Below are 19,271 nucleotides of genomic sequence, written 5' to 3' on the forward strand. Positions count from 1 at the left end.
TGTTCTCTGATCGCCGCTATCCCGGCGAACCGCGCTTCCCGCATCTGGCCATGATCGGCATGGTCGAGACAAAGGTCGAGCGCAACGGCAAGACCGAACGCGAGAGGCGATACTATCTCTCCTCCGCTAAGCTCGACGCCACAACATTCGCCCACGCCGTACGCACCCATTGGCACATCGAAAACAGATTGCACTGGGTTCTCGACGTCGTCTTCCATGACGACCTTGCCCGGCTCAGAACCGGCCACGGGCCGCACAACATGGCCGTCGTCAAACACATGGCCATGAATCTCGTGCGAAACCCGAAGGACAAACACAGCCTTAAGGTCCGCCGAAAACTCGCCAATCTCGACCTCGACTATCTCGAAACACTCGTCCGACAAAAACCGCCGTTAACCTGAAGCGATTCCCCTGGGGTATTGTTACGCAATCGGTTCCGTTGCAAGCGGCTGGAAATCTGTCGGTCGCGCGTCTTCACGTGCTCGCTTCGCAACTGCTCACCTATGTCCGTTCGAACCGCGGTGCGATCGTCAACTACGGCAAACGCTACCGAGCCGGCCTTCGCGTCGCTACCACTCTTGCTAAGTCGGCGGTCAACTCGCCGGTCGCCAGACGTATGGCGAAAAAGCAGCAAATGCGGTGGTATCAGCATGGTGCCCACATGCTAGTGCAGATGCGAACCGCCGAAAAAAAGATGAGCTTCACGATCGACTTCCCGCGAGACTTCGACAGTCAGAGCCGCAGGTGCGTTTACTGTTCAAGCCCAAACCGCGTCTACTTCGAGTCGCATAACCCCAGAGAAGTTACCGGTCTCCTTCAATTTTGGGGATGCAGATAACACAACGCTGTATGGCTTCTATCGCTCCAATCAACGGATCTGCATTCGATGGTGGAATGCAAGAACCCTCCAGTTTTCATTTGATTTTTCATAGTTGATAGTGGCACTTGCCCTTACAAGTTAGGGGTGCACAGGTTCCAGAGCGAATGCACGGTGAGACAGCACCTTGACCCGTCGACGAAACGTCAACGCAATATCAGATCTGCGAGCTTTATAAACTGCAAGCACAACGAAATCGACGGATGGTGAACCCTGAGGAAGCTCTAACCGTCCGATCGCAAGTAGCCTGGCGTTAGCGGCCTCGCAGGTGTTCGACCAAGCGGTAGCGCTTCGCGTGCAGGACATCTGTAAAAAGCAGGAACCGCGGATAAGTGGAAGCAAGCATGAATCTCGCGAACATTCCCGACATTATGACAGGAGTTCAACTCACCGGACATGGCGGTGTCGACAAGCTTGACTATCGTACGGATATACCTGTTCCTCGGCTGGAAATCGGTGAGGTGTTGATCCGGGTCGCCGCGGCTGGAATCAATAACACCGACATCAACACCCGCATCGGCTGGTATTCGAAGACCGTATGTGAGCCGACCGAGAACGCCACCTTGACCAAGAACGACGAAGATGCCGGTTGGTCCGGAACACCTCTAACCTTTCCCCGTATTCAGGGGGCCGATTGCTGTGGTCGAATTGTCGCGGTCGGACCCGATGTCGATCCGGCCCGTATCGGCGAGCGGGTGATCGTCCGCAACATGCTGCGAAGCTACGCTAACTATCGTCTGATGGAATGCTGGACGCTTGGCTCCGACTGCGACGGCGCGTTCGCGCAATACATGAAGGCCCCGGCGCGGGAAACCTACAAGGTCGATTGCGATTGGTCGGACGTTGAACTTGCCTCAATCCCCTGTGCCTATTCTGCCGCGGAGTTGATGCTACACCGGGCAAATGTCCGCATGGGGGAACATGTCCTTATCACCGGAGCATCCGGGGGTGTCGGTTCGGCCGCAATCCAACTCGCCAAGCGCAGAGGTGCGACGGTAACCGCAGTTATCGGTCGCGACAAAGTAGAGCTGGCGAGGAGTCTCGGCGCGGACGGCATTATCCCCCGTGGTAAAAGTGTTGTTGCACATCTCGGCGCAAACAGCGTCGACGTGGTGATCGATGTCGCCGCCGGTCCAGGCTTTGGAGAGTTGCTTGGCCTTCTAAAAAAAGGTGGAAGGCTTGCCATCGCCGGCGCGATCGCGGGACCGATCGTCGAACTTGATACGCGGACAATTTACCTCAAGGATCTGACGGTCTTCGGTTGCACCTTCCAGGACGACGTGATCTTCGAGAATCTTGTCAAATATATCGAGCGGAATGAAGTCCGCCCGTTGCTTGGCAAGATCTATCCTCTCAATGAAATCGCTGCAGCACAACAGGAATTCCTGACGAAGACGATCGGCGGGAAGCTTGTGCTCGTCATTCCAGAATAAGGCCCTTTTCATGACCGATCTCAGCATCAAACGTATCGATGTCTTTCAAGTCGATCTTCCCTATTTGGGGGGCGTCTACAAGCTCTCTGGCGGCCGCGAATATATCAATTTTGACGCAACGATCGTCCGGGTCACTGCCAACGACGGCACCGAGGGCTGGGGCGAAAGCACGCCGTTCGGCCCCAACTGGATCGCGGCGCACGCACGTGGGGTTCGCGCCGGGATCGCGGAGATTGCACCAAGCCTGATCGGCCTCGATCCGAGACATGTGGATCGCGTGTATGAAGCTATGGACACCGCGCTCGTTGGCCACTCTCACGCCAAGACGCCGCTCGATATTGCCTGCTGGGACATTTTCGGAAAGGCAGTTGGAATGCCTGTGTGCGACTTGCTGGGCGGTCGCACCAATGTCGCCATGCCCGTGATCTCCTCGATCTACATGGGGGACCCCGAGGATATGCGCAAGCGGGTCGCCACGTATCGTGCGAAGGGCTACATCGGCCATTCGGTCAAGATAGGTGAGGATCCTGCTCTCGACGCGGCTCGGGTCGCCGCGTCTCTCGCCGACAAACAACCCGGGGAGTTCTATATCGTCGATGCCAATGGTGGCATGACCGTGGAGTCGGCCCTACGTATGTTGCGTTTACTTCCCGACGGTCTGGATTTCGTTCTTGAAGCGCCATGCGCCACCTGGCGGGAATGCGTCTCGTTGCGTCGCCGATCCAATGTACCCATTTTCTACGACGAACTCGCGGTCGACGACGCAAATATTATCCAGCTCATCGCCGATGACGCGGCTGAAGGCATTGGACTGAAGATCTCTAAGAATGGCGGCCTCACCAAGGGACGCCGTCACCGGGACATATGCCTCGCCGCCGGCTACACAATTAGCGTCCAGGAAACCACAGGGTCAGATATCGCGTTTGCGGCGATCGTTCATCTCGGTCAGACCATACCGAAGCGCAACCTTCGCTGCATTTTGGAAAGCCGTGACGTCGTCGCCGTCAAGACAGCTGATGGGCCATTTACGGTCGTAAATGGCCATATCAATGCTCCAACAGTTCCAGGTCTTGGCGTGGTGCCGAGGATGAGCGTCTTGGGCGAGCCCGTAGCTATCTATTCCAAATGAATTCAAATTGTCGCCACGACGATGAGTCCAATTGCGGTTTCCCATTCGCTGGAAGTACCGAACTCTGGGCTGCGTATTCCGCGCGCTTGACTTGAGGTACGAGCTATTTCAGCTACAGCAAGTTCCCATCAGTTTCCGTCGTGTACCCTGCGGCATGGAAGTAGTTTTTGCATTCGTGTGGTTTCAACTGTCTGACCGCAGTTGTGATGGCTCGCCAGAGGTCTGGATTAGTCCTAGCGGCAGCGCCTTGAATTTGGAAAAGGCCGGTCTCGATGGGATTGGGCTTTGGCTGGAATCGCCGATCAGATTGAGGCGTTGATGCGTCAAATCGACAAGCTCGAACGCCGTCGGCGAGACGAAGCGCGACGAGGACATGCGACGGCTGACGACAATCCCGGGCGTCGGAGCGATCACGGCGGCTTCGGTCAAAGCAATGATCCCGGATCCAGACGGGTTCAAGTTCGGCCGTCACTTTTCAGCGGTCTTAGACTGCGCTGAAAGGCCGGAATATGACCGCACCGATCCCGCTGGATAAAAAATGTCTTAAAAAAATTCTTGCCGCGTGGCCGTTCCATATATGTCGCGCCATACCCGAAGCCGATAGTAGGTAATGGGAGCCCCAACTCTGCTTTGTGCAGGTGCTTAACGGTCCTTGTCTTGAATCTCTCCCAGTTCTCGCTATCAACATAAGTTATGCGAACGAAGACCCTATACAGGAACATTCAACGGCTCTTGCCTACCTTCGAAGCGGCCGCCAGATACGGCAGCTTCACTCTGGCGGGTGAGGAGGTCGGGCTAAGCCAAAGCTCCGTCAGCAAGCAGATGATCGAGCTTGAGAGTCGCCTGGGTCAGCCACTCTTCTTCCGCGCGCACAAACAAATCAGCTTAACCCCGGCTGGTCACAGACTGCTAAGGGCGTACAGCCTTGCTGCGTCCCAAGTCATCGATGCGCTAGAGGATCTCCTGCAAGAAAGCTCAAAAAAACAGATCGTCCTGTCGACTTCTAACGCAAACGCGGCATTCATGCTGTTGCCTCACGTCGCGGAGGTGCGGGAATGCTTTCCTGGCGGCGAAATCTTCGTCGTGACTTCAGACCCCCAGGGGATTGAAACAGCTGGCCAGGTGGATCTGGTGCTTTCATTTGGCAAACCCGATTTTTCCGATTTCAAGGTCCGCCCACTGTTTCGGGATATCTTGACCCCCGTTTGCAGCCCTGAATTCATCAATAGAAAAGGGCCGCTGCGACATCTTGATGAATTGTTGGGCTGCGAACTCCTGTACATGCAGGCTCAGCACCCTTCTTGGATTGGTTGGCGCCAATGGCTGAGGCATTTTTCGCTTGAACTTCCAAAGGATCACCAACCAATGGGCTTCAACAATTACTACAATACAATTCAAGCCTGCTTGGCTGGGCAGGGCGTGGCTCTTGGCTGGCTTCGTCTTTTGGGCGACCCGCTGGCCAGCGGCCACTTGGTGACACCGCTTCCCGAGTTCCTTGAGACAGAAGATCAATATCACCTGGCTTGGCCTGCGCATCGGCGCCCCGAATTTGCAGTCGAACCATTCGAGGAATGGCTCTGGCGGCGGTACGGCGGGAATATTCCCGGCTTTACCCCGTCAGAAACCGAGAGAATTAGTCGCCCTGCGACCTCCGCGTTCTGAGGGCCCCGAGAGAGCTCACCCTGTCTGCAAATCGGTAGCCGTCTCCGCTTAATCGGCCTGACCTAAGCGTTCACGGGCTAATCCCTGCCGATCTCACGCGCCATGAAGAATGCGTCTTGCGAAGCGGATCTTGATGGGCCCCGCGAAGCCTCAGAAAATGCCTTCGGTCCAGAAGGGCTGCCAGCCCAAAACTCGTGCGTCCCTGCCTAGTATTCCTCCAGGGAATGCAGAGGGGGCCCACCTTTCATTTGATTCACGGCGCTTTAGGCAACATCGTACTGAGCCAGCAAGTCGAGCCTCCATTCGAGACGCCCGGAGAAAGACATAGGAATGCGCAATATTTTCACCTTTGGTCACCGTCCGGCTCAGAGAAATTGGACCGTCGCAGATTTGCGCGACAACAAAGGGAAGCTGCAGCTTACCGAAGTAACTGCGATGAATGGCGAACAGGCGGCGCGGGCTGCCGCCGCCGGTATAGATACGATCATCACCCGCGGTCAAATGCTCAAGGAAGTGCGCGAGGCGGCGCCGAACACATTCGTCACCGCCGCTCTGATGCTCGTCGATCATCCCACCGAGAATGACGTCCTTGAAGGCGCAATGCGGGCGATGGATCACGGTGCAGACGCGCTCTACACCACGCGCAGCCTGGCTACGATCAGGATGTTGGCCGATCTCAACTTTCCGGTCATGGGCCATCTGGGATTGGTTCCGCCTTACAGCACCTGGATCGGAGGGTTGCGGGCTTACGGCACAACAGCGGACGAGGCGCTCAAACTAGCCGAGCAGTTTCGCGCGATGGAAGACGCGGGAGCATTCGCCGTTGAGGTCGAGCTGGTTCCTCAGCAGGTCCTGGAGGAGCTCAACAAGCGAACGAGCATGATCACCTTCTCAATCGGCTCTGGTTCCGGGGGAGATGTGACATTCCTTTTTTCAGAGGACATTTGTGGCGAAACTGCCAATCCGCCACGCCATGCCCATGCGTATGCCAACGTACTTCGCCTGCAGCAGGAGATCGAGCTGGAGCGCTCGAAAGCTCTCAGTGCCTTCCAGTCGGCGGTGCGCGAGGGCTCATTCCCTTACAACGAACTATCGGTCTCGTTGAAAGCCAACGAGTTCGAAGCTTTCCGGGCCCGGCTGGACGAAACGCGCCCGTGCGGTGCGCAAAGTAAAGGATAGCGGATATGACGTCAGAGACCACAAAGCCCGGAGTGACCCTCCCAGGGAAATCGACGTGGAACTACCACCCCGATCTCCCGCTGCAGGACCGGTCGCTATTTAACTTGAAACGCGGGCCGATCCTTGGGTTGAAGCTATTGTGGAACTCCTGGCTACCGGTCTCGGATCGGCTGCTGGTGGTTGGCGTGTCGTTGCTGACGTGGTTCTACCTGTCGCCTTCATTGGAAACAGCGCGAACCTTTGCTTTCAATTGGATCGCGGCCGTTTATCTGCGCAACCTCGCGCTGATGGTCATCGTGGCAGGAGGGATGCATCTCTATCTCTACACGTTCAAAAGACAAGGCAATCATCTGCGGTACGATGCGCGCCCGTTCCACAAGAAAAACACCCTATATACATTCAACAGCCAATTCCTGGACAATATCTTCTGGTCAATTGCCAGTGGGGTGACGATTTGGACCGCATATGAAGTTATAGGCCTATGGGCATACGCCAACGGTTTTATGCCGATGATGAGCTTTGCTGAACATCCTGTATGGCTTGTTATTTGGTTTATATTTTTGCCATTCTATGGCGTGTTTCACTTTTACTGGATACATAGGGTGCTGCATTGGAGGCCAATATATAATAAGGTCCACTCTCTACATCACCGTAACGTGAACGTCGGCCCGTGGTCAGGCATGTCGATGCACCCAGCCGAGCACATCGGCTACCTGAGTTCCGTTTTAATACATGTGGTGATCCCGTCCCATCCAATACACTTCATCTTCCAGCTGCAGCAGAAGGTCCTTCTGGCGATCACTTCGCACGCTGGCTACGAAATCGTGACCGCTGGAGCAGACAGCGATGCCGGACTGAAGGTCGGGGACTTTTTCCATCAACTGCACCACCGCTACTTTGAGTGCAACTATGGGGAACCTGAGGTGCCCTGCGACAAATGGTTCGGTACTTTCCACAATGGCACGGAAGAGGCTACGGCCCGCACGCGGGTTCGCTTGAAAAAAATGCGCAAAAATTAATACGCGGGCGCAGTACGTCTGGTCGCCATGTTGTTGGCAGTACAAGTCGAGGAAGATCGCCATGATCAAAATCACTTACGTTGAACATAACGGGCGGGAGCATGTTGTGGATGTTCCTCGCGGCGCCACGGTCATGGAAGGAGCCCGAGACAACGGCATCCCCGGGATCGAGGCAGATTGCGGCGGAGCCTGTGCCTGCGCGACCTGTCACGTCTATGTCGATCCAAAATGGGTGGGCAAGCTTCCCCCGAAGGAGGCGATGGAACAGGATATGCTGGACTTCGCCTTCGAGCCAGATCCTGCCCGTTCGCGCCTAACCTGTCAGATTAGGGTCAATGAAGCATTGGAGGGACTAATCCTTCACATGCCCGAAAAACAAGTTTGAACTCTATCGTCGAACGCCTGGGCAGGTTGGCCCGATCTGCGGAAGGATTTTGTTATGACCGGCATTGTAGTCGTCGGTGCTGGCCAAGCCGGAGCATCGCTTGCAGCGAAGGTGCGGGCCTTGGGTTATGACGGGCCGGTAACGCTTATTGGCGAAGAGGCCGCGCCGCCCTATCAGCGACCGCCGCTATCCAAGGGCTACCTTCTTCGAGAAATGGATCTGGAGCGGCTTTATCTACGCGCGCCCTCGTTCTGGAAAGAGAATGAAATCAACCTCAAACTGGGCGCATCTGTTACGTCGATCAATCGCTCGACCAAGACGGTGCGCGCGGGCAATGAGTCAATCCCTTATGACAAGCTGGCGCTGACAACGGGCTCCCGCCCGCGGCGAATGCCGCCAACCGCAGGCGGTGATTTGAACGGCGTGTATACGATACGCACGATCGGCGATGTCGACGCAATGGCCGCGGAATTCCAATCCAGACGGAAGCTTCTCATTGTTGGGGGTGGGTATCTCGGGCTCGAGGCCGCCGCCGTTGGGGTCAAACTTGGGCTCGAGCTTACGCTAATCGAGATGGCCCCTCGGATACTCCAGCGCGTCGCCGCCCCACCAACGTCGGATTATTTCCGTAACCTGCACTCCAACCACGGCGTTAAGATCCTTGAAAATATGGGACTCGAACGTTTGGCAGGCCGAGGCCAAGTGTCTGGCGCAGTGCTCTCCAATGACATCAACCTCCAGGTTGACTTCGTCGTTGTTGCCATTGGGGTCACCCCTAGAACTGACCTCGCCGAGGAGGCAGGGCTCGAGATCGACAATGGCATCCGCACCGACGGCCAGGGCCTTACTTCGGACCCCAGCATTTGGTCTGCCGGCGAATGCGCCTCCTTCCCTTATGAGGGCAGGCACATCCGACTTGAAAGCGTCGGCAATGCCATCGACCATGCCGAGCTGGTTGCCAAAAACATGCTCGGTGCGTCGGAGATCTATAAGGTGAAGCCTTGGTTCTGGTCGGATCAGTATGGCGTTAAGCTGCAGATAGCGGGGTTGAACACCGGCTACGACCGGATCTTCGAACGAAGAGGCGATCATGAGCAGTCACAGTCGATCTGGTACTATAAGGAGGGTCGGCTCCTGGCTCTCGACGCAATGAACGACCCTCGCGCCTATATGGTCGGCAAACGGATCATCGAAGCCGGGCAGACCGTCGCACCTGAGCACGTCGTGGATCTTTCCAAGGAAGTCAAAACCCTTCTCTCACAAGCAACTATGGTCTCGCAAGCATCAGCAGCCTGAGCCCGCGTAGGCGTTGGGCATCAGCTTCTGTGACTTTGAAATGATAATGATCTTGCCAACGGAGTGTTTTCGCGGATGGAAATCGAGGTCTGTAGTCTTCGTTCATCCGGGCCTATCGGGGCGATGGACTCGGTAGCTTTGTGATAACCAGCCCGACGTCGGCAGCGGCCCGGCACCAAAGCTAAGCTAACGTTTCGCTGAAGTCAGTGGTTTTTGGCCAAACGGCGTCAATGAGCTTCTCTCATTGGCTGCCGGGGTTTGCCAAAGTGATCCCGATAGATCTTTGCGAAATGTGAGGCTGAGGTACATGAGAACGCCAGATGGGAAAACGCCTCGTAAGTAGAATAATGAAACAGTCGTTGCATTCGTAGCAGATACAGCGGTTGCGGGGCGCCGTTCACAGCGCCCCGTCTGTTGACCTTACTTGGCCGCGTCGCGAGCCGCTTTGAGCCACCCGTCATAGTCGGCTTGGTGAGTCTTGATCCAGTTATCAACATGCTTGTCGATGTCCGCGGTACTCTTCTCGCCGTCGGCGATCAACTTGTTCTCGGCTGAGACGTCGTTGATGCTGACCTTCGCAAGCTCAAAGAGCTTGCGTGCTGCGGGATTCGCCTTGAGGAAGTCGTTGCGGGCAACGATGCGCTCGCTATCAACCGCGAAGCCCAGGTTTTTGCCGTTAAATACGGTGTTGGCTTTGGCGCCGTCCGGCAACGAAGTATAGGGCACGCTCAGCCATTCGACGTCCTTTCCGGGGACGAGAGCACCAGAGACCCAATAGGGCGTCCAAGTATAATAGAGCACGGGTTTTCCGTTTTTCAACCGCGCGATCGTGTCGGCAATGATCGCGTTGTATTCACCCTGATTGTGGGTGACGGTGTCGCGAAGACCGTACTCCGTCAATTGATGCTCGATTACCCGTTCGCATCCCCAACCAGGGACACAGCCCGCAAGCTCGGCCTTGCCGGATCCATCGGTGGAGAATCTAGCAGCAATCTTTGGATCTTTCAGGTCTCCCAGATTCTTGACGCCAGCATCGTAGCTAGCCTTATCGACCAAGTATCCTTGTAAACAGCCTTCGACCAAAGTGCCAATTTTGGTCATTACCTTGGGGCCACCCGCCTCTTCATAGAATTTCTCGTGGAGAGAGTCCCAACTGGCAGTGTAGAGGTCGGCGTCGCCGGTGCCTACTGCGAGATGAGCGGTCTGAGCAACCACTTCCTGAGGGTCAGCGACGGTATAGCCAAGGTCCTGCAGAGCGTGAAAAACAATCCGCGCCTGAAACATCTCTTCGATAACTGGCTGTATGACGGGTCGCACCGTGACGCCTGCACCGGGTTTTTCATTAGCAAGGATAGGACTGGTGGCAAGCGACAACACGATCGCTCCAGTGAGAGAAACGAATTTCATGTATTTCCTCCTTCTCTTGTAGTGGTTGATATTCGTGACGTAACCCTGCGGAATAGGTTTGCGATCACGCCGATAGGTCCGGTCTGCCACCAGTGGCGGTGCCCTCGCGCGCGTCCCGACCGACTAAGGCCTTGAGTTATGCGGTCCAGGATGATGGCAAGCATCACTATGCCGAGGCCGCTGACGATAGCTTTCCCGGCATCGAGCCGACCCATCGCGCGGAGCACTTCGTTGCCGAGGCCCTTGACCGAAATCATTGACGCGATGACCACCATCGACAGCGAAAGCATGATTGTCTGATTGAGGCCGGCGAAGATGGTCGGAGTGGCCATCGGCAACTCAACCTTGAACATGATCTGTGAGGGAGTTGCCCCAAAAGCCCTTGCCGCTTCGACCACACTTGGGTTCACGGTCCGGATGCCTAGAGATGTGAGCCTTATTAGCGGGGCGAGCGCGAATATAACCGTGACCAGCACGCCGGAGACGTTGCCGATTCCGATAAGCATGACGACCGGAACCAGGTACACAAATGCAGGAATGGTTTGCATCGTGTCTAACATTGGTCGAAGGATGGTCTCGAAACGGTCGCTTTTCCCCGCCAATACTCCGAGTGGTAGCCCAATAATAACGGCAATTATTACGGCGGAAACCACAATGGCCAGGGTTGTCATAGCCAGAGCCCAGGCCTCTGGGGAGAGCAAGCCAAGAACGAGCAACGCGAACGCTACGTAGAGGGCAGTTCGGCGGCCTGCAGCCTGCCAGGCGATCAGCAAAATGAAAGCAAACATTACTAACGGTGGGATAGTCTGAAAAGTTCGTTCAATTCCTTGAATCAAGCCGTCCAGGAACATTTTCAGAGGCTGTATCGCTTCACGATGCTCGATGGCCCATTGTTTGATGCCATCTGAATGGCCTGCAATATCAAGATCGATACTCGAGAACGGATCTAGCCAGTTGAAGCTTTTGTCGCCCGCCATTAATTGGCCCTCCGATTTAACCCAGCAACGTCGTCGCGCCCCTGAATCCCTCGGAGAAGGGCATCCTTTGTTACGACCCCGACGATCACGTCACCTTGTTTCACAAGAATTGGATGATTGGTTCCGATAGACAGGTCGACGAGTGTGTTAAGCTTGTCAGCAGGGCGCGCGACCGGAGAGTTCGCCAGGTCGTCTGCATTGACATGCTGACGATACTGCTCCAACGGCTGCATGATTTTAGCCGCTGTCACCAAATCCAATTTGGAAATGCCGCTGACGAACTGCGCTACATAATCATCCGCAGGGTTAGTTACGATTTCTTCCGGCGTGCCCACCTGCACCAGGACGCCATCCTTCATGATCGCGATACGGTCCCCGATGCGGATTGCTTCGTCGAGGTCGTGGGTGATGAAGACTGTCGTCTTATGAAGCTCAGCTGAGAGTTCCATGAACATTCCTTGCAGCTGACGCCTGATGAGTGGGTCGAGCGCGGAAAACGGTTCATCCATCAGTAGTATGGTTGGATTGGCAGCTATTGCGCGGGCGAGACCTACGCGCTGCTGCATTCCGCCAGACAATTCGTCGGGGTACTTGAGATCCCAGCCGGTGAGTTCAACCGCCTCGATTGCGTCGCGAGCGATATCGCGACGCTTGACCTCCGGAACCCCTCTCACCTCGAGCGCGAATGCTACATTGTCCCGGACATTGCGATGGGGCATCAACGCCATGTTCTGGAACACCATGCCGATCTTTTCTGCGCGGAGCTGCCTTAGCTCCTTAGTGCCCATAGCGTTGACGTTCCGGTCTTCAATGTACACAGCTCCATCGGTGGGCTCGATGAGCCGATTGATATGTCGAATGAGGGTCGACTTCCCGGAGCCGGACAGCCCCATGATGCAGAATATCTCACCGCGGCCAACGCTGAAGCTTGCGTCGCGCACACCAACTATGCAGTCCAGTTCGTCACGGATTTGGGTCTTGCTCAGCTGTCCAGCCTTGACAGCACGGATAGCGTCTTTGGCCCTCGCTCCGAAAACCTTCCAGATTCCCTCGCATCGAATGACGGCCTCTTGAGGCGCTTTGCTCATTCCCTGTTCCCATTGTTATCGTCGTTTCTAGATCACTGCCGAACGACTGGAAGACCACGCTATCGAAAATTCGGCGCCGGCGGAGTCGAAATAATATCAAGCGTCAGGCTACTTTTTCGCCGTGGGGCCGCATAAGGGGATGGGCGCCAGGCGCGAGACTGTCGTCGACCTCGGAAACTTGGAGGCGCAGTGTGGCTGGGCTCACCGTTTGCGTGGTCTGGCCGCCGATATCTTAGTCGCCGGCGAGCCACGATCGACTTTGGGGTCACCTGGATCACCTCCTTGCTCGGACGAACTCCATGGCTCTTCCAAAATCCACCTGGCCCATAGGCAGATGGGCAGAGAAACCCGGTTACCCTATGCGTATATACGGTAACGAGGGCCGCGCAAAAAAGTATCCTGCCGCTTGACTTTATTTCGACTGCCGGCTGCACAAACCTTCCATATAACGACGAGCCTGAACCCGAACTGGAGCCAGGCCGATGTCGTTCAAAGGCATTATTCCGCCCGTCACCACACCCTATCATGCAGACGGATCGATCGACCGCGACGGCTTCTGTGTGATGGTCGAGCACCTGGTCGCAGCGGCCGTGCACGGCATCATCGTCGGCGGCACGACCGGCGAATACTACGCCCAGTCGCGCGATGAACGTGTCGGCTTGCTGAAGCTCGCCAAAACCGTGGTGAAGGGGAAGATGCCGCTGATCGCCGGCGTCGGCGCCATCCGCACCGAAGACTGCATCGAATATGCGCTGATCGCCAAAGATCTGAAGTATGACGGCATCCTGATCGGAGCGCCGTATTACGCTGTTCCGACGCAGCTCGAACTGGCAAACCATGCGCTGGCCATCGACAAGGCCGCCAACCTGCCGGTGATGCTCTACAACTATCCGGGCCGCACCGGCACGATGATGGACCTCGAGTTCCTGGACCGGGTCGGCCGCAGCACCAACTTCTGCGCCATCAAAGAGTCCAGCGGCAGCATGAACCAGCTGCACGCGCTGGCGCGCGACTATCCGCATATCGATCTGTTCTGCGGCATGGATGACCAGGCGCTGGAATTCTTCGCCTGGGGCGCCAAGGGATGGGTGTGCGGCGCCGGCAACTGCCTGCCGGCCGAGCACATCGCACTCTATGAAGCATGCGTGATCGAGAAGGATTTCACTAAGGGCCGGCAGATCATGTCGGCGCTGCTGCCGCTGATGCGGGTTCTGGAACAGGGCGGCAAGTTCGTGCAGAGCATCAAGTTCGGCTGCGAACTCGCCGGCCTGCCAGCTGGGCCTGTGCGCAAGCCGATGCGAGGGCTCGACGACGAGCAGAAGCGGGAACTCGAGACGACGATCCGCACGCTCAAAGCGGTCATTTCGTCAATCACTGCAAAATCGCAAAAGGGGACTTCCGAGAATGTCATCGCTATTAACGCGTGATGAGTACCAGAATCTGGCGGCTAGCCTGCCGCTGCCAACCAATGCGGTGATCGACGGCAAGGCACGGGCGGCACAATCCGGCGATACATTCGAGACGATCAATCCGGCGACCGGCCAGGTGATCGCCAGGATTGCATCCTGCGGTCAGGCCGACGTCGATCTCGCCGTCGAGAAGGCCCGGCTGGCGTTTGAATCGGGCGCCTGGTCGCGCGCGCACCCGAGCCAGCGCAAGCGCGTGCTGCGGCGCCTTGTCAAGCTGATCGAGTGCAACGTCCATGAGCTTGCGGTGCTGGAGACGCTCGAAAGCGGCAAGCCCATCTACGATGTCTCAACCATAGACATTCCTGAGGCCCTGCATTGTCTGGAGTGGCACGCGGAGGCCACCGACAAGCTTTACGGCCAGACGTCACCTTCGGGCGACGACGTCGTGTCGCTGATCGTGCGCCAGCCGCTCGGCGTGGTGGCCTGCGTTCTGCCGTGGAACTTCCCGATCCTGATGCTGGCCTGGAAGATCGGGCCGGCGCTCGCGACCGGCAACTCCGTCATCGTCAAGCCGGCCGAGCAGACCAACATGTCGACGTTGCGGATTGCCGAGCTGGCGCATGAGGCAGGGTTGCCCCCGGGCGTCCTGCAGATCGTCACTGGTCCTGGCGAGATCACCGGCAAGGCGCTGGGCATGCATCCGGATGTCGACATGGTCGCCTTCACCGGATCGACCGATGTCGGCCGCAAATTTCTGGAATATTCCGCCAGGTCCAACCTCAAGCGCATCGTGCTCGAATGCGGCGGCAAGAACCCGTGCATCGTGCTCGACGATGCCGAGAACCTCGACGTTGTCGCTCAGCATGTGACCCAAGCTGTCTTCTGGAACATGGGCGAGAACTGCTCGTCTAATTCCCGCCTTATCGTGCACGAGAAGATCAAGGACCGTCTTATCGGGGCCGTGCTTCACAAGCTAACGGAATGGCCCCTGGGCGAGCCGCTGGATCCGGGCAACCGGCTCGGCGCGATCGTGTCGAAGGAACAGTTCGACCGTATCATGGGCTACATCAAGAAGGGCCGTGTGGAAGGCGCCAAGCTCGTGGCGGGCGGCAATGCACACAAGCAAGGCAAGGGCTATTTCATCGAGCCGACCATATTCGACGATGTGACGCCACAAATGACGATCGCACGCGAAGAGATCTTTGGCCCCGTGCTGTCAGTCATCAAGGTGGCCAACGCCGACGAAGCGGTACGCGTCGCCAACGACACACAATATGGTCTCGCAGCCTCAATCTTCACCGCCAATCTTGGCAAGGCGCATCGCATGGCGCGCGATATCCGCGCCGGCACGGTGACCATCAATTGCTACGGCGAGGGCGACATCACGACGCCATTCGGTGGCTTCAAGCTTTCTGGGTTTGGCGGACGCGACAAGTCGCTTCACGCCCATGACCAGTACACAGAACTTAAGACCATCTGGGCGGACATTTCCGATCCGAAGGTCTCGCGCGTCATTGACTAAGCCGACAGCCACATGAGCCTCCATCAGGCCACTAGAACGCCTGCCGATATCAACCTGTCGGGCTGGTACGGAATTCTACCGCCTCCCAAGGCGCATGAGGTGCTGCGCGGCCGCCACGAGGCCGACTGGGTCATAGTCGGGGGCGGCTACGCGGGCCTCGCGGCCGCGCGGCGCCTCTCACAATTGGTACCGGAAGATCGCATCGTCGTGATCGACGCTCAACGGATCGGCTGGGGTGCTGCGGGGCGCAACTCTGGCTTCATGATCGACCTGCCCCACGAGCTAGGCGGCGAGAACTATGGCGGTAGCCACGGGCACGACCGCAAGCGCATTCGCATGAACCGCGCCGCGATTGAATTCTCAAGCTCGGCGGCGGATGAGTATGGATTGCAGCGGTTCTTCATTCGGGCGGGCAAGTTTCATGGAGCTGCCACCGATCACGGCCTTGCTATTCTGCGCGAGTTCGAAAACCACCTAACCGGGCTGGCCGAGCCATTTGAGCAGTTGGACGCGCAGCAGTTGAAGAAAATCACTGGAACCGACTTCTTCATCGGCGGCACTTTCACGCCAGGGACGGTGATGGCTCAACCGGCCGGTTTCATCTGCGGGCTCGCCGAGGGCTTGTCGAGCCGCATCCGGATATTCGAAAACTCTCCAGTCACATCTGTGCAAATTGGCAAACTGCACATTGTCAAGACAGCCGAGGGCGAGATTTCTGCGCCGCGATTGATACTCACGGTCAACGGTCATCTCGAAAGCTTCGGATTCTTCAAGAAACGACTGCTGCATGTCTTCACTTATGCCAGCATGACCAGGCCGCTCGCCAAGAGCGAGCAGGCCACCCTCGGCGGTGAGCTGCATTGGGGCCTGATCCCGGCTGATCCGATGGGGTCGACCATCCGGCGCATCGGCGACCGCATCGTCGTCCGCAACACTTTTACCTACAACTCGGACATGTCGACGAGCGAGAAGCAGATCAAACGGATCGGCGCTGCGCACGACCGCTCGTTTCGGGCACGCTTTCCGATGCTGGGTGAAATGCCGATGGAGTTTCGGTGGGGAGGCCATCTGTGCCTTTCCCTAAACTCGGCGCCGGCGTTCGGAGAAGTCGACGAAAGAGTGTTCGTTGCCGGATGCTGCAACGGTTTGGGAACGGTGCAGGGCACGCTCTACGGGATGCTGACCGCCGACCTTGCCGTCGGCAGCGACGAACCCATGGTCGCGGAGGCCCTGCAGGAGCAAACTCCGGCTCGGCTTTATCCAGAACCGCTGATGTCAATTGGAGCGCCGCTGAAGCTATGGGCGATGCAGAGGCGCGCCGGCCGGGAGCTGTGAAAATCAGGTTGCTCGCTCTTGGGCTGAGACCTCTCTCAACCACGTCCGGAATATCTCGGCGGCGGGAGACAAGGTCCGATTATCGTTCCAGGTAAGGGAATACCCCCCGGGAGCAGGCAACTCCAGATCTGTAATCCTGACCAGCTTACCTTCGCTTATCAGCGGCCCTACCAAGCGGTGCCACCCGACTGCAACACCTTGATTTGCCTGGGCGGCCTGCAAGGTCACGAAAAACTTGCCGAACCTGCGGCCACGGGGAGCGCCATGGGGAATTCCCGCACGGCGCAACACCTCATCCCAGTCAGCCCAATCAGGGTCGACCCAGTTGACGTGCAGGAGCGGAAGTTCGGACAGCGACTCTGCTGTGGCATCCCGGTGCATATGGGCAAAGTCAGGGCCGCAGACAGGATAGATAACATCGCCAAAAAGCGGTTCAGTGGTTTCGTCGGGCCACGCACCAAACCCATAGCGGATACGAAGCTCCACTTCAGCGCGCCGGTAGTCTCGCGAATTGTCAGATATGAGATGGTCGACGGCAATGTCAGGATAGCGGGTCCAGAAACCTGGCATGCGCGGGATCAACCACATCGTTGCGAAGGCATCTGAGCAGGCTACTGTCACGTTTTTGGAGCGGTCACCGCGTTTCACGGTTCTGACAACTTCAGAGGCTTTGGAAAAGCCGCTAGCCAGCACAGCGTATAAATCTTCCCCAGCACTGGTGAGGATGACGCCGCTTCCCAATCGGACAAATAATGGAACGCCGATTTCCTCCTCGACGGCCTTGATCTGCCGACTAACCGCGCCTGGCGTCACGTTGAGCTCGGAAGCCGCCAGCTTGAACGACAGGTGCCTGGCGGAAGCCTCGAACACTGCCAGCGCAGTCAAGGAGGGTAGGTCGTAATAGCGGCGAACCATCTCGAACTCCAAACATTGCGATGATCGCGCGCCGCGCTACCTTAGGCAAGAGGCGGTCAGCCGCGCACCTCGCGGCAATGCAAAAGCTGCATTGCTGCTGATAACGCCGCTAACTCCAAGGCAATTTTACCCATGACAGATACGGTGAAGATGCAGGCCACCCTACGCAGTTTACGACGCTATTCCATCATTATCCGACGTTTCCCACCATGATAAGCCCGTGAGATGTAAGTGCCGGCAAACCAACACAGGAGAAGTGACACTTTTGCTGGCTTAGGGCACAGTTCACAGAATATAAGCCACTTCCGTCAAGAGTGGCTCGCGGCGTCGAAGAGAAAACCGCAGTGATAACAGGAGCGGCCGGAGGTGTCGGGCATGCGATTTCCAGACATTTCGTCGTCAACTGCTATCGTGTGATTGCGGGCGCCGCCGACCAAGGCTGGCTTGGACTGGCTCAAGGCCGAGCTCAAAAGAAACAGGCGGACTCTCTCGAGCAAGGCCAGGATTTCAGGGACAAGGCCTATTGCGAGGATCTGGTCGATTATGCCGTCCAGGCCATCGGGCGGCTGGACGTGCTTCTCAACAAGGCCTGGATCATTTCTAGGGGGCAACATCGCCGAGAAGACTGACGAGAATTTGGGAGCGGACGTTCGACAACAATCTCACGTCGATTTTCTGCGTGAAGGGCAAGGCGGCCGCGCGATTGTGAATATCGCATTTTGCTGGGCACTCTCCCGGCTCCGGACACACGGCCCATTGCGCCAGCAAGGCGGCCGTGGCGGCGTTCACGAATGTTTTTTGCCGCGAGCATGTCGGTAGCGGGATACGTGTATGCCGTGTGCCCAATGCGGTCAACGGCAATAGCGGAGCAAGACGGCCCCGCTCGGGCGCATTGCCGCCAGGCCCGGAATCGGCGCCGGTATCACGCAGCGTTCGCGGAGGAAGGCGGTTGTGAAGGGGAACCGCCACCTGAGACGTGCTCAACGAGAGCGTCATCTACGAGACGCCCGATCTTCGAACTCCGCGCATATTGCATCGGCCGTCCAGACTGTCGTCGAGCGCTTCGGCGGCCCGGACATCATCGTCAACAACGCCGGCATCTTGTTCGAGAAGACGGTCGACGACATAACCGAGGCGGACTGGGACTAGATGATGGACACTAACCTCAAGGCCCTGCTCGTGATGCACCCATTCGGACGTCTGGGCGACCCGGGGGATGTCGGTAATCCGGCGGTCTGGCTTGCCTCGGAAGAAAGTGCCTGCGTGACCGGTCGGGTTTACGTCACCTACGGGGGCCGCATCACAAGCTATCCCTGCCTATCGCATAAACAGGCGAAGCCCTTATAAATCTGATCCGATAAAGCAGGATCCATTGCGTCCAATGCGTCCGGCGGGGGGCGAAGAAAACCTAGTGCTCGCAAAGTCATCGCTCCGATGATTGGGCCGACCGACATCGGCACCGACAAGCTGAAGCACGCCAGCAATAAGCTCTCGCCTAAGTTTTCTTTCAGAAGTCTCTTTAGAGTCAAGCGCACTCTAAAATCCCCAATCTTTGCCCTCTCCGTTGACAAGATTTATTTTCCGCGGAGCTTTAGTCAACAGCCGCGTGAGACTTTTGCAGTAGGTCGAATCCCACAG

The 19,271-nt window shown here is 57.2% G+C and carries 20 protein-coding genes; 15 read left to right on the plus strand and 5 right to left on the minus strand.

Going from position 1 to position 19,271, the window contains the following annotated elements:
- From O7A70_RS30955 to O7A70_RS30965, 3 genes are all read left to right on the plus strand, one after another.
- Positions 1-401 (plus strand): ISAs1 family transposase (locus O7A70_RS30955; protein ID WP_337143731.1); only part of this gene is annotated, 401 nt, incomplete at its 5' end.
- Between the two features lie 820 nt (positions 402-1,221).
- Positions 1,222-2,310, plus strand: coding sequence for an alcohol dehydrogenase family protein (locus O7A70_RS30960; RefSeq protein ID WP_337143732.1), 1,089 nt, complete (start codon positions 1,222-1,224; stop codon positions 2,308-2,310).
- A 10-nt stretch (positions 2,311-2,320) separates the two neighbouring features.
- Positions 2,321-3,439, plus strand: a complete 1,119-nt coding sequence (locus O7A70_RS30965) for a mandelate racemase/muconate lactonizing enzyme family protein (protein WP_337143733.1) — start codon at positions 2,321-2,323, stop codon at positions 3,437-3,439.
- 183 nt (positions 3,440-3,622) lie between these two features.
- Here O7A70_RS30965 and O7A70_RS30970 read toward each other — a convergent pair whose 3' ends face one another.
- Positions 3,623-3,868, minus strand: a complete 246-nt coding sequence (locus tag O7A70_RS30970) for a hypothetical protein (RefSeq protein WP_337143763.1) — start codon at positions 3,866-3,868, stop codon at positions 3,623-3,625.
- Here O7A70_RS30970 and O7A70_RS30975 point away from each other — a divergent pair.
- From O7A70_RS30975 to O7A70_RS31000, 6 genes are all read left to right on the plus strand, one after another.
- Entirely contained in the window at positions 3,813-3,974 is a 162-nt protein-coding gene (locus tag O7A70_RS30975) for a transposase (RefSeq protein ID WP_337143734.1), read from the plus strand. The two genes, O7A70_RS30970 and O7A70_RS30975, sit on opposite strands and share 56 nt — an antisense overlap.
- Before the next feature lie 197 nt (positions 3,975-4,171).
- On the plus strand, positions 4,172-5,101 hold the full coding sequence (locus O7A70_RS30980; RefSeq protein WP_337143735.1) for a LysR substrate-binding domain-containing protein: 930 nt from the start codon (positions 4,172-4,174) through the stop codon (positions 5,099-5,101).
- Between the two features lie 330 nt (positions 5,102-5,431).
- Positions 5,432-6,280 (plus strand): 3-methyl-2-oxobutanoate hydroxymethyltransferase, encoded by an 849-nt coding sequence (locus O7A70_RS30985; RefSeq protein WP_337143736.1) that lies wholly within the window; start codon positions 5,432-5,434, stop codon positions 6,278-6,280.
- Between the two features lie 5 nt (positions 6,281-6,285).
- Complete coding sequence (locus tag O7A70_RS30990; RefSeq protein WP_337143737.1) at positions 6,286-7,299, plus strand: sterol desaturase family protein; 1,014 nt, start codon at positions 6,286-6,288, stop codon at positions 7,297-7,299.
- Positions 7,300-7,360: 61 nt separating this feature from the next.
- Positions 7,361-7,684 carry a 2Fe-2S iron-sulfur cluster-binding protein gene (locus tag O7A70_RS30995; protein WP_337143738.1) on the plus strand — a complete coding sequence of 108 codons (324 nt, stop codon included), beginning with the start codon at positions 7,361-7,363 and terminating at the stop codon, positions 7,682-7,684.
- A gap of 54 nt (positions 7,685-7,738) precedes the next feature.
- Positions 7,739-8,980, plus strand: coding sequence for an NAD(P)/FAD-dependent oxidoreductase (locus O7A70_RS31000; RefSeq protein ID WP_337143739.1), 1,242 nt, complete (start codon positions 7,739-7,741; stop codon positions 8,978-8,980).
- Between the two features lie 420 nt (positions 8,981-9,400).
- Here O7A70_RS31000 and proX read toward each other — a convergent pair whose 3' ends face one another.
- From proX to O7A70_RS31015, 3 genes are read right to left on the minus strand one after another with little or no spacing between them, the layout of a single operon-like run.
- The gene (gene proX, locus O7A70_RS31005; protein WP_337143740.1) at positions 9,401-10,387 is read right to left on the minus strand and encodes a glycine betaine/L-proline ABC transporter substrate-binding protein ProX; all 987 of its coding nucleotides are present in this window, start codon (positions 10,385-10,387) and stop codon (positions 9,401-9,403) included.
- On the minus strand, positions 10,384-11,364 hold the full coding sequence (locus O7A70_RS31010) for an ABC transporter permease (protein ID WP_337143741.1): 981 nt from the start codon (positions 11,362-11,364) through the stop codon (positions 10,384-10,386). The genes proX and O7A70_RS31010 overlap by 4 nt, the downstream gene beginning before the upstream one ends.
- Complete coding sequence (locus tag O7A70_RS31015; protein WP_337143742.1) at positions 11,364-12,452, minus strand: quaternary amine ABC transporter ATP-binding protein; 1,089 nt, start codon at positions 12,450-12,452, stop codon at positions 11,364-11,366. The genes O7A70_RS31010 and O7A70_RS31015 overlap by 1 nt, the downstream gene beginning before the upstream one ends.
- A gap of 482 nt (positions 12,453-12,934) precedes the next feature.
- On the opposite strand from O7A70_RS31015, the gene O7A70_RS31020 reads away from it, so the two are divergent.
- From O7A70_RS31020 to O7A70_RS31030, 3 genes are read left to right on the plus strand one after another with little or no spacing between them, the layout of a single operon-like run.
- Complete coding sequence (locus O7A70_RS31020) at positions 12,935-13,879, plus strand: dihydrodipicolinate synthase family protein (RefSeq protein WP_337143743.1); 945 nt, start codon at positions 12,935-12,937, stop codon at positions 13,877-13,879.
- Positions 13,857-15,383, plus strand: a complete 1,527-nt coding sequence (locus tag O7A70_RS31025; RefSeq protein WP_337143744.1) for an aldehyde dehydrogenase — start codon at positions 13,857-13,859, stop codon at positions 15,381-15,383. The genes O7A70_RS31020 and O7A70_RS31025 overlap by 23 nt, the downstream gene beginning before the upstream one ends.
- Positions 15,384-15,395: 12 nt before the next feature.
- Positions 15,396-16,718, plus strand: coding sequence for an NAD(P)/FAD-dependent oxidoreductase (locus tag O7A70_RS31030; RefSeq protein ID WP_337143745.1), 1,323 nt, complete (start codon positions 15,396-15,398; stop codon positions 16,716-16,718).
- A gap of 3 nt (positions 16,719-16,721) precedes the next feature.
- On the opposite strand, the gene O7A70_RS31035 is transcribed toward O7A70_RS31030, so the two are convergent.
- Complete coding sequence (locus O7A70_RS31035; RefSeq protein WP_337143746.1) at positions 16,722-17,633, minus strand: LysR substrate-binding domain-containing protein; 912 nt, start codon at positions 17,631-17,633, stop codon at positions 16,722-16,724.
- Between the two features lie 314 nt (positions 17,634-17,947).
- Between O7A70_RS31035 and O7A70_RS31040 the strand changes: the two genes are divergently transcribed.
- From O7A70_RS31040 to O7A70_RS34310, 3 genes are all read left to right on the plus strand, one after another.
- Complete coding sequence (locus tag O7A70_RS31040; RefSeq protein WP_337143747.1) at positions 17,948-18,262, plus strand: SDR family NAD(P)-dependent oxidoreductase; 315 nt, start codon at positions 17,948-17,950, stop codon at positions 18,260-18,262.
- 322 nt (positions 18,263-18,584) lie between these two features.
- Complete coding sequence (locus O7A70_RS31045) at positions 18,585-18,782, plus strand: SDR family NAD(P)-dependent oxidoreductase (RefSeq protein WP_337143748.1); 198 nt, start codon at positions 18,585-18,587, stop codon at positions 18,780-18,782.
- A 3-nt stretch (positions 18,783-18,785) separates the two neighbouring features.
- On the plus strand, positions 18,786-18,980 hold the full coding sequence (locus O7A70_RS34310) for an SDR family oxidoreductase (RefSeq protein ID WP_442921233.1): 195 nt from the start codon (positions 18,786-18,788) through the stop codon (positions 18,978-18,980).
- The last annotated feature ends 291 nt before the right edge of the window (positions 18,981-19,271 follow it).

It is taken from the genome of Mesorhizobium sp. Cs1299R1N1 (assembly GCF_037179655.1).
Classification (GTDB): Bacteria; Pseudomonadota; Alphaproteobacteria; order Rhizobiales; family Rhizobiaceae; genus Mesorhizobium; species Mesorhizobium salmacidum.

What these genes read in the sequence shown, in the direction of transcription:
- O7A70_RS31015 (WP_337143742.1), bottom strand. Translation starts at nt 12,452, where the DNA reads ATGAGCAAAGCGCCTCAAGAGGCCGTCATTCGATGCGAGGGAATCTGG.
- O7A70_RS31000 (WP_337143739.1), top strand. Translation starts at nt 7,739, where the DNA reads ATGACCGGCATTGTAGTCGTCGGTGCTGGCCAAGCCGGAGCATCGCTT.
- O7A70_RS30965 (WP_337143733.1), top strand. Translation starts at nt 2,321, where the DNA reads ATGACCGATCTCAGCATCAAACGTATCGATGTCTTTCAAGTCGATCTT.
- proX (WP_337143740.1), bottom strand. Translation starts at nt 10,387, where the DNA reads ATGAAATTCGTTTCTCTCACTGGAGCGATCGTGTTGTCGCTTGCCACC.
- O7A70_RS30985 (WP_337143736.1), top strand. Translation starts at nt 5,432, where the DNA reads ATGCGCAATATTTTCACCTTTGGTCACCGTCCGGCTCAGAGAAATTGG.
- O7A70_RS30960 (WP_337143732.1), top strand. Translation starts at nt 1,222, where the DNA reads ATGAATCTCGCGAACATTCCCGACATTATGACAGGAGTTCAACTCACC.
- O7A70_RS31035 (WP_337143746.1), bottom strand. Translation starts at nt 17,633, where the DNA reads ATGGTTCGCCGCTATTACGACCTACCCTCCTTGACTGCGCTGGCAGTG.
- O7A70_RS31020 (WP_337143743.1), top strand. Translation starts at nt 12,935, where the DNA reads ATGTCGTTCAAAGGCATTATTCCGCCCGTCACCACACCCTATCATGCA.
- O7A70_RS31030 (WP_337143745.1), top strand. Translation starts at nt 15,396, where the DNA reads ATGAGCCTCCATCAGGCCACTAGAACGCCTGCCGATATCAACCTGTCG.
- O7A70_RS34310 (WP_442921233.1), top strand. Translation starts at nt 18,786, where the DNA reads ATGGACACTAACCTCAAGGCCCTGCTCGTGATGCACCCATTCGGACGT.
- O7A70_RS30990 (WP_337143737.1), top strand. Translation starts at nt 6,286, where the DNA reads ATGACGTCAGAGACCACAAAGCCCGGAGTGACCCTCCCAGGGAAATCG.
- O7A70_RS31010 (WP_337143741.1), bottom strand. Translation starts at nt 11,364, where the DNA reads ATGGCGGGCGACAAAAGCTTCAACTGGCTAGATCCGTTCTCGAGTATC.
- O7A70_RS30995 (WP_337143738.1), top strand. Translation starts at nt 7,361, where the DNA reads ATGATCAAAATCACTTACGTTGAACATAACGGGCGGGAGCATGTTGTG.
- O7A70_RS30975 (WP_337143734.1), top strand. Translation starts at nt 3,813, where the DNA reads ATGCGACGGCTGACGACAATCCCGGGCGTCGGAGCGATCACGGCGGCT.
- O7A70_RS31025 (WP_337143744.1), top strand. Translation starts at nt 13,857, where the DNA reads ATGTCATCGCTATTAACGCGTGATGAGTACCAGAATCTGGCGGCTAGC.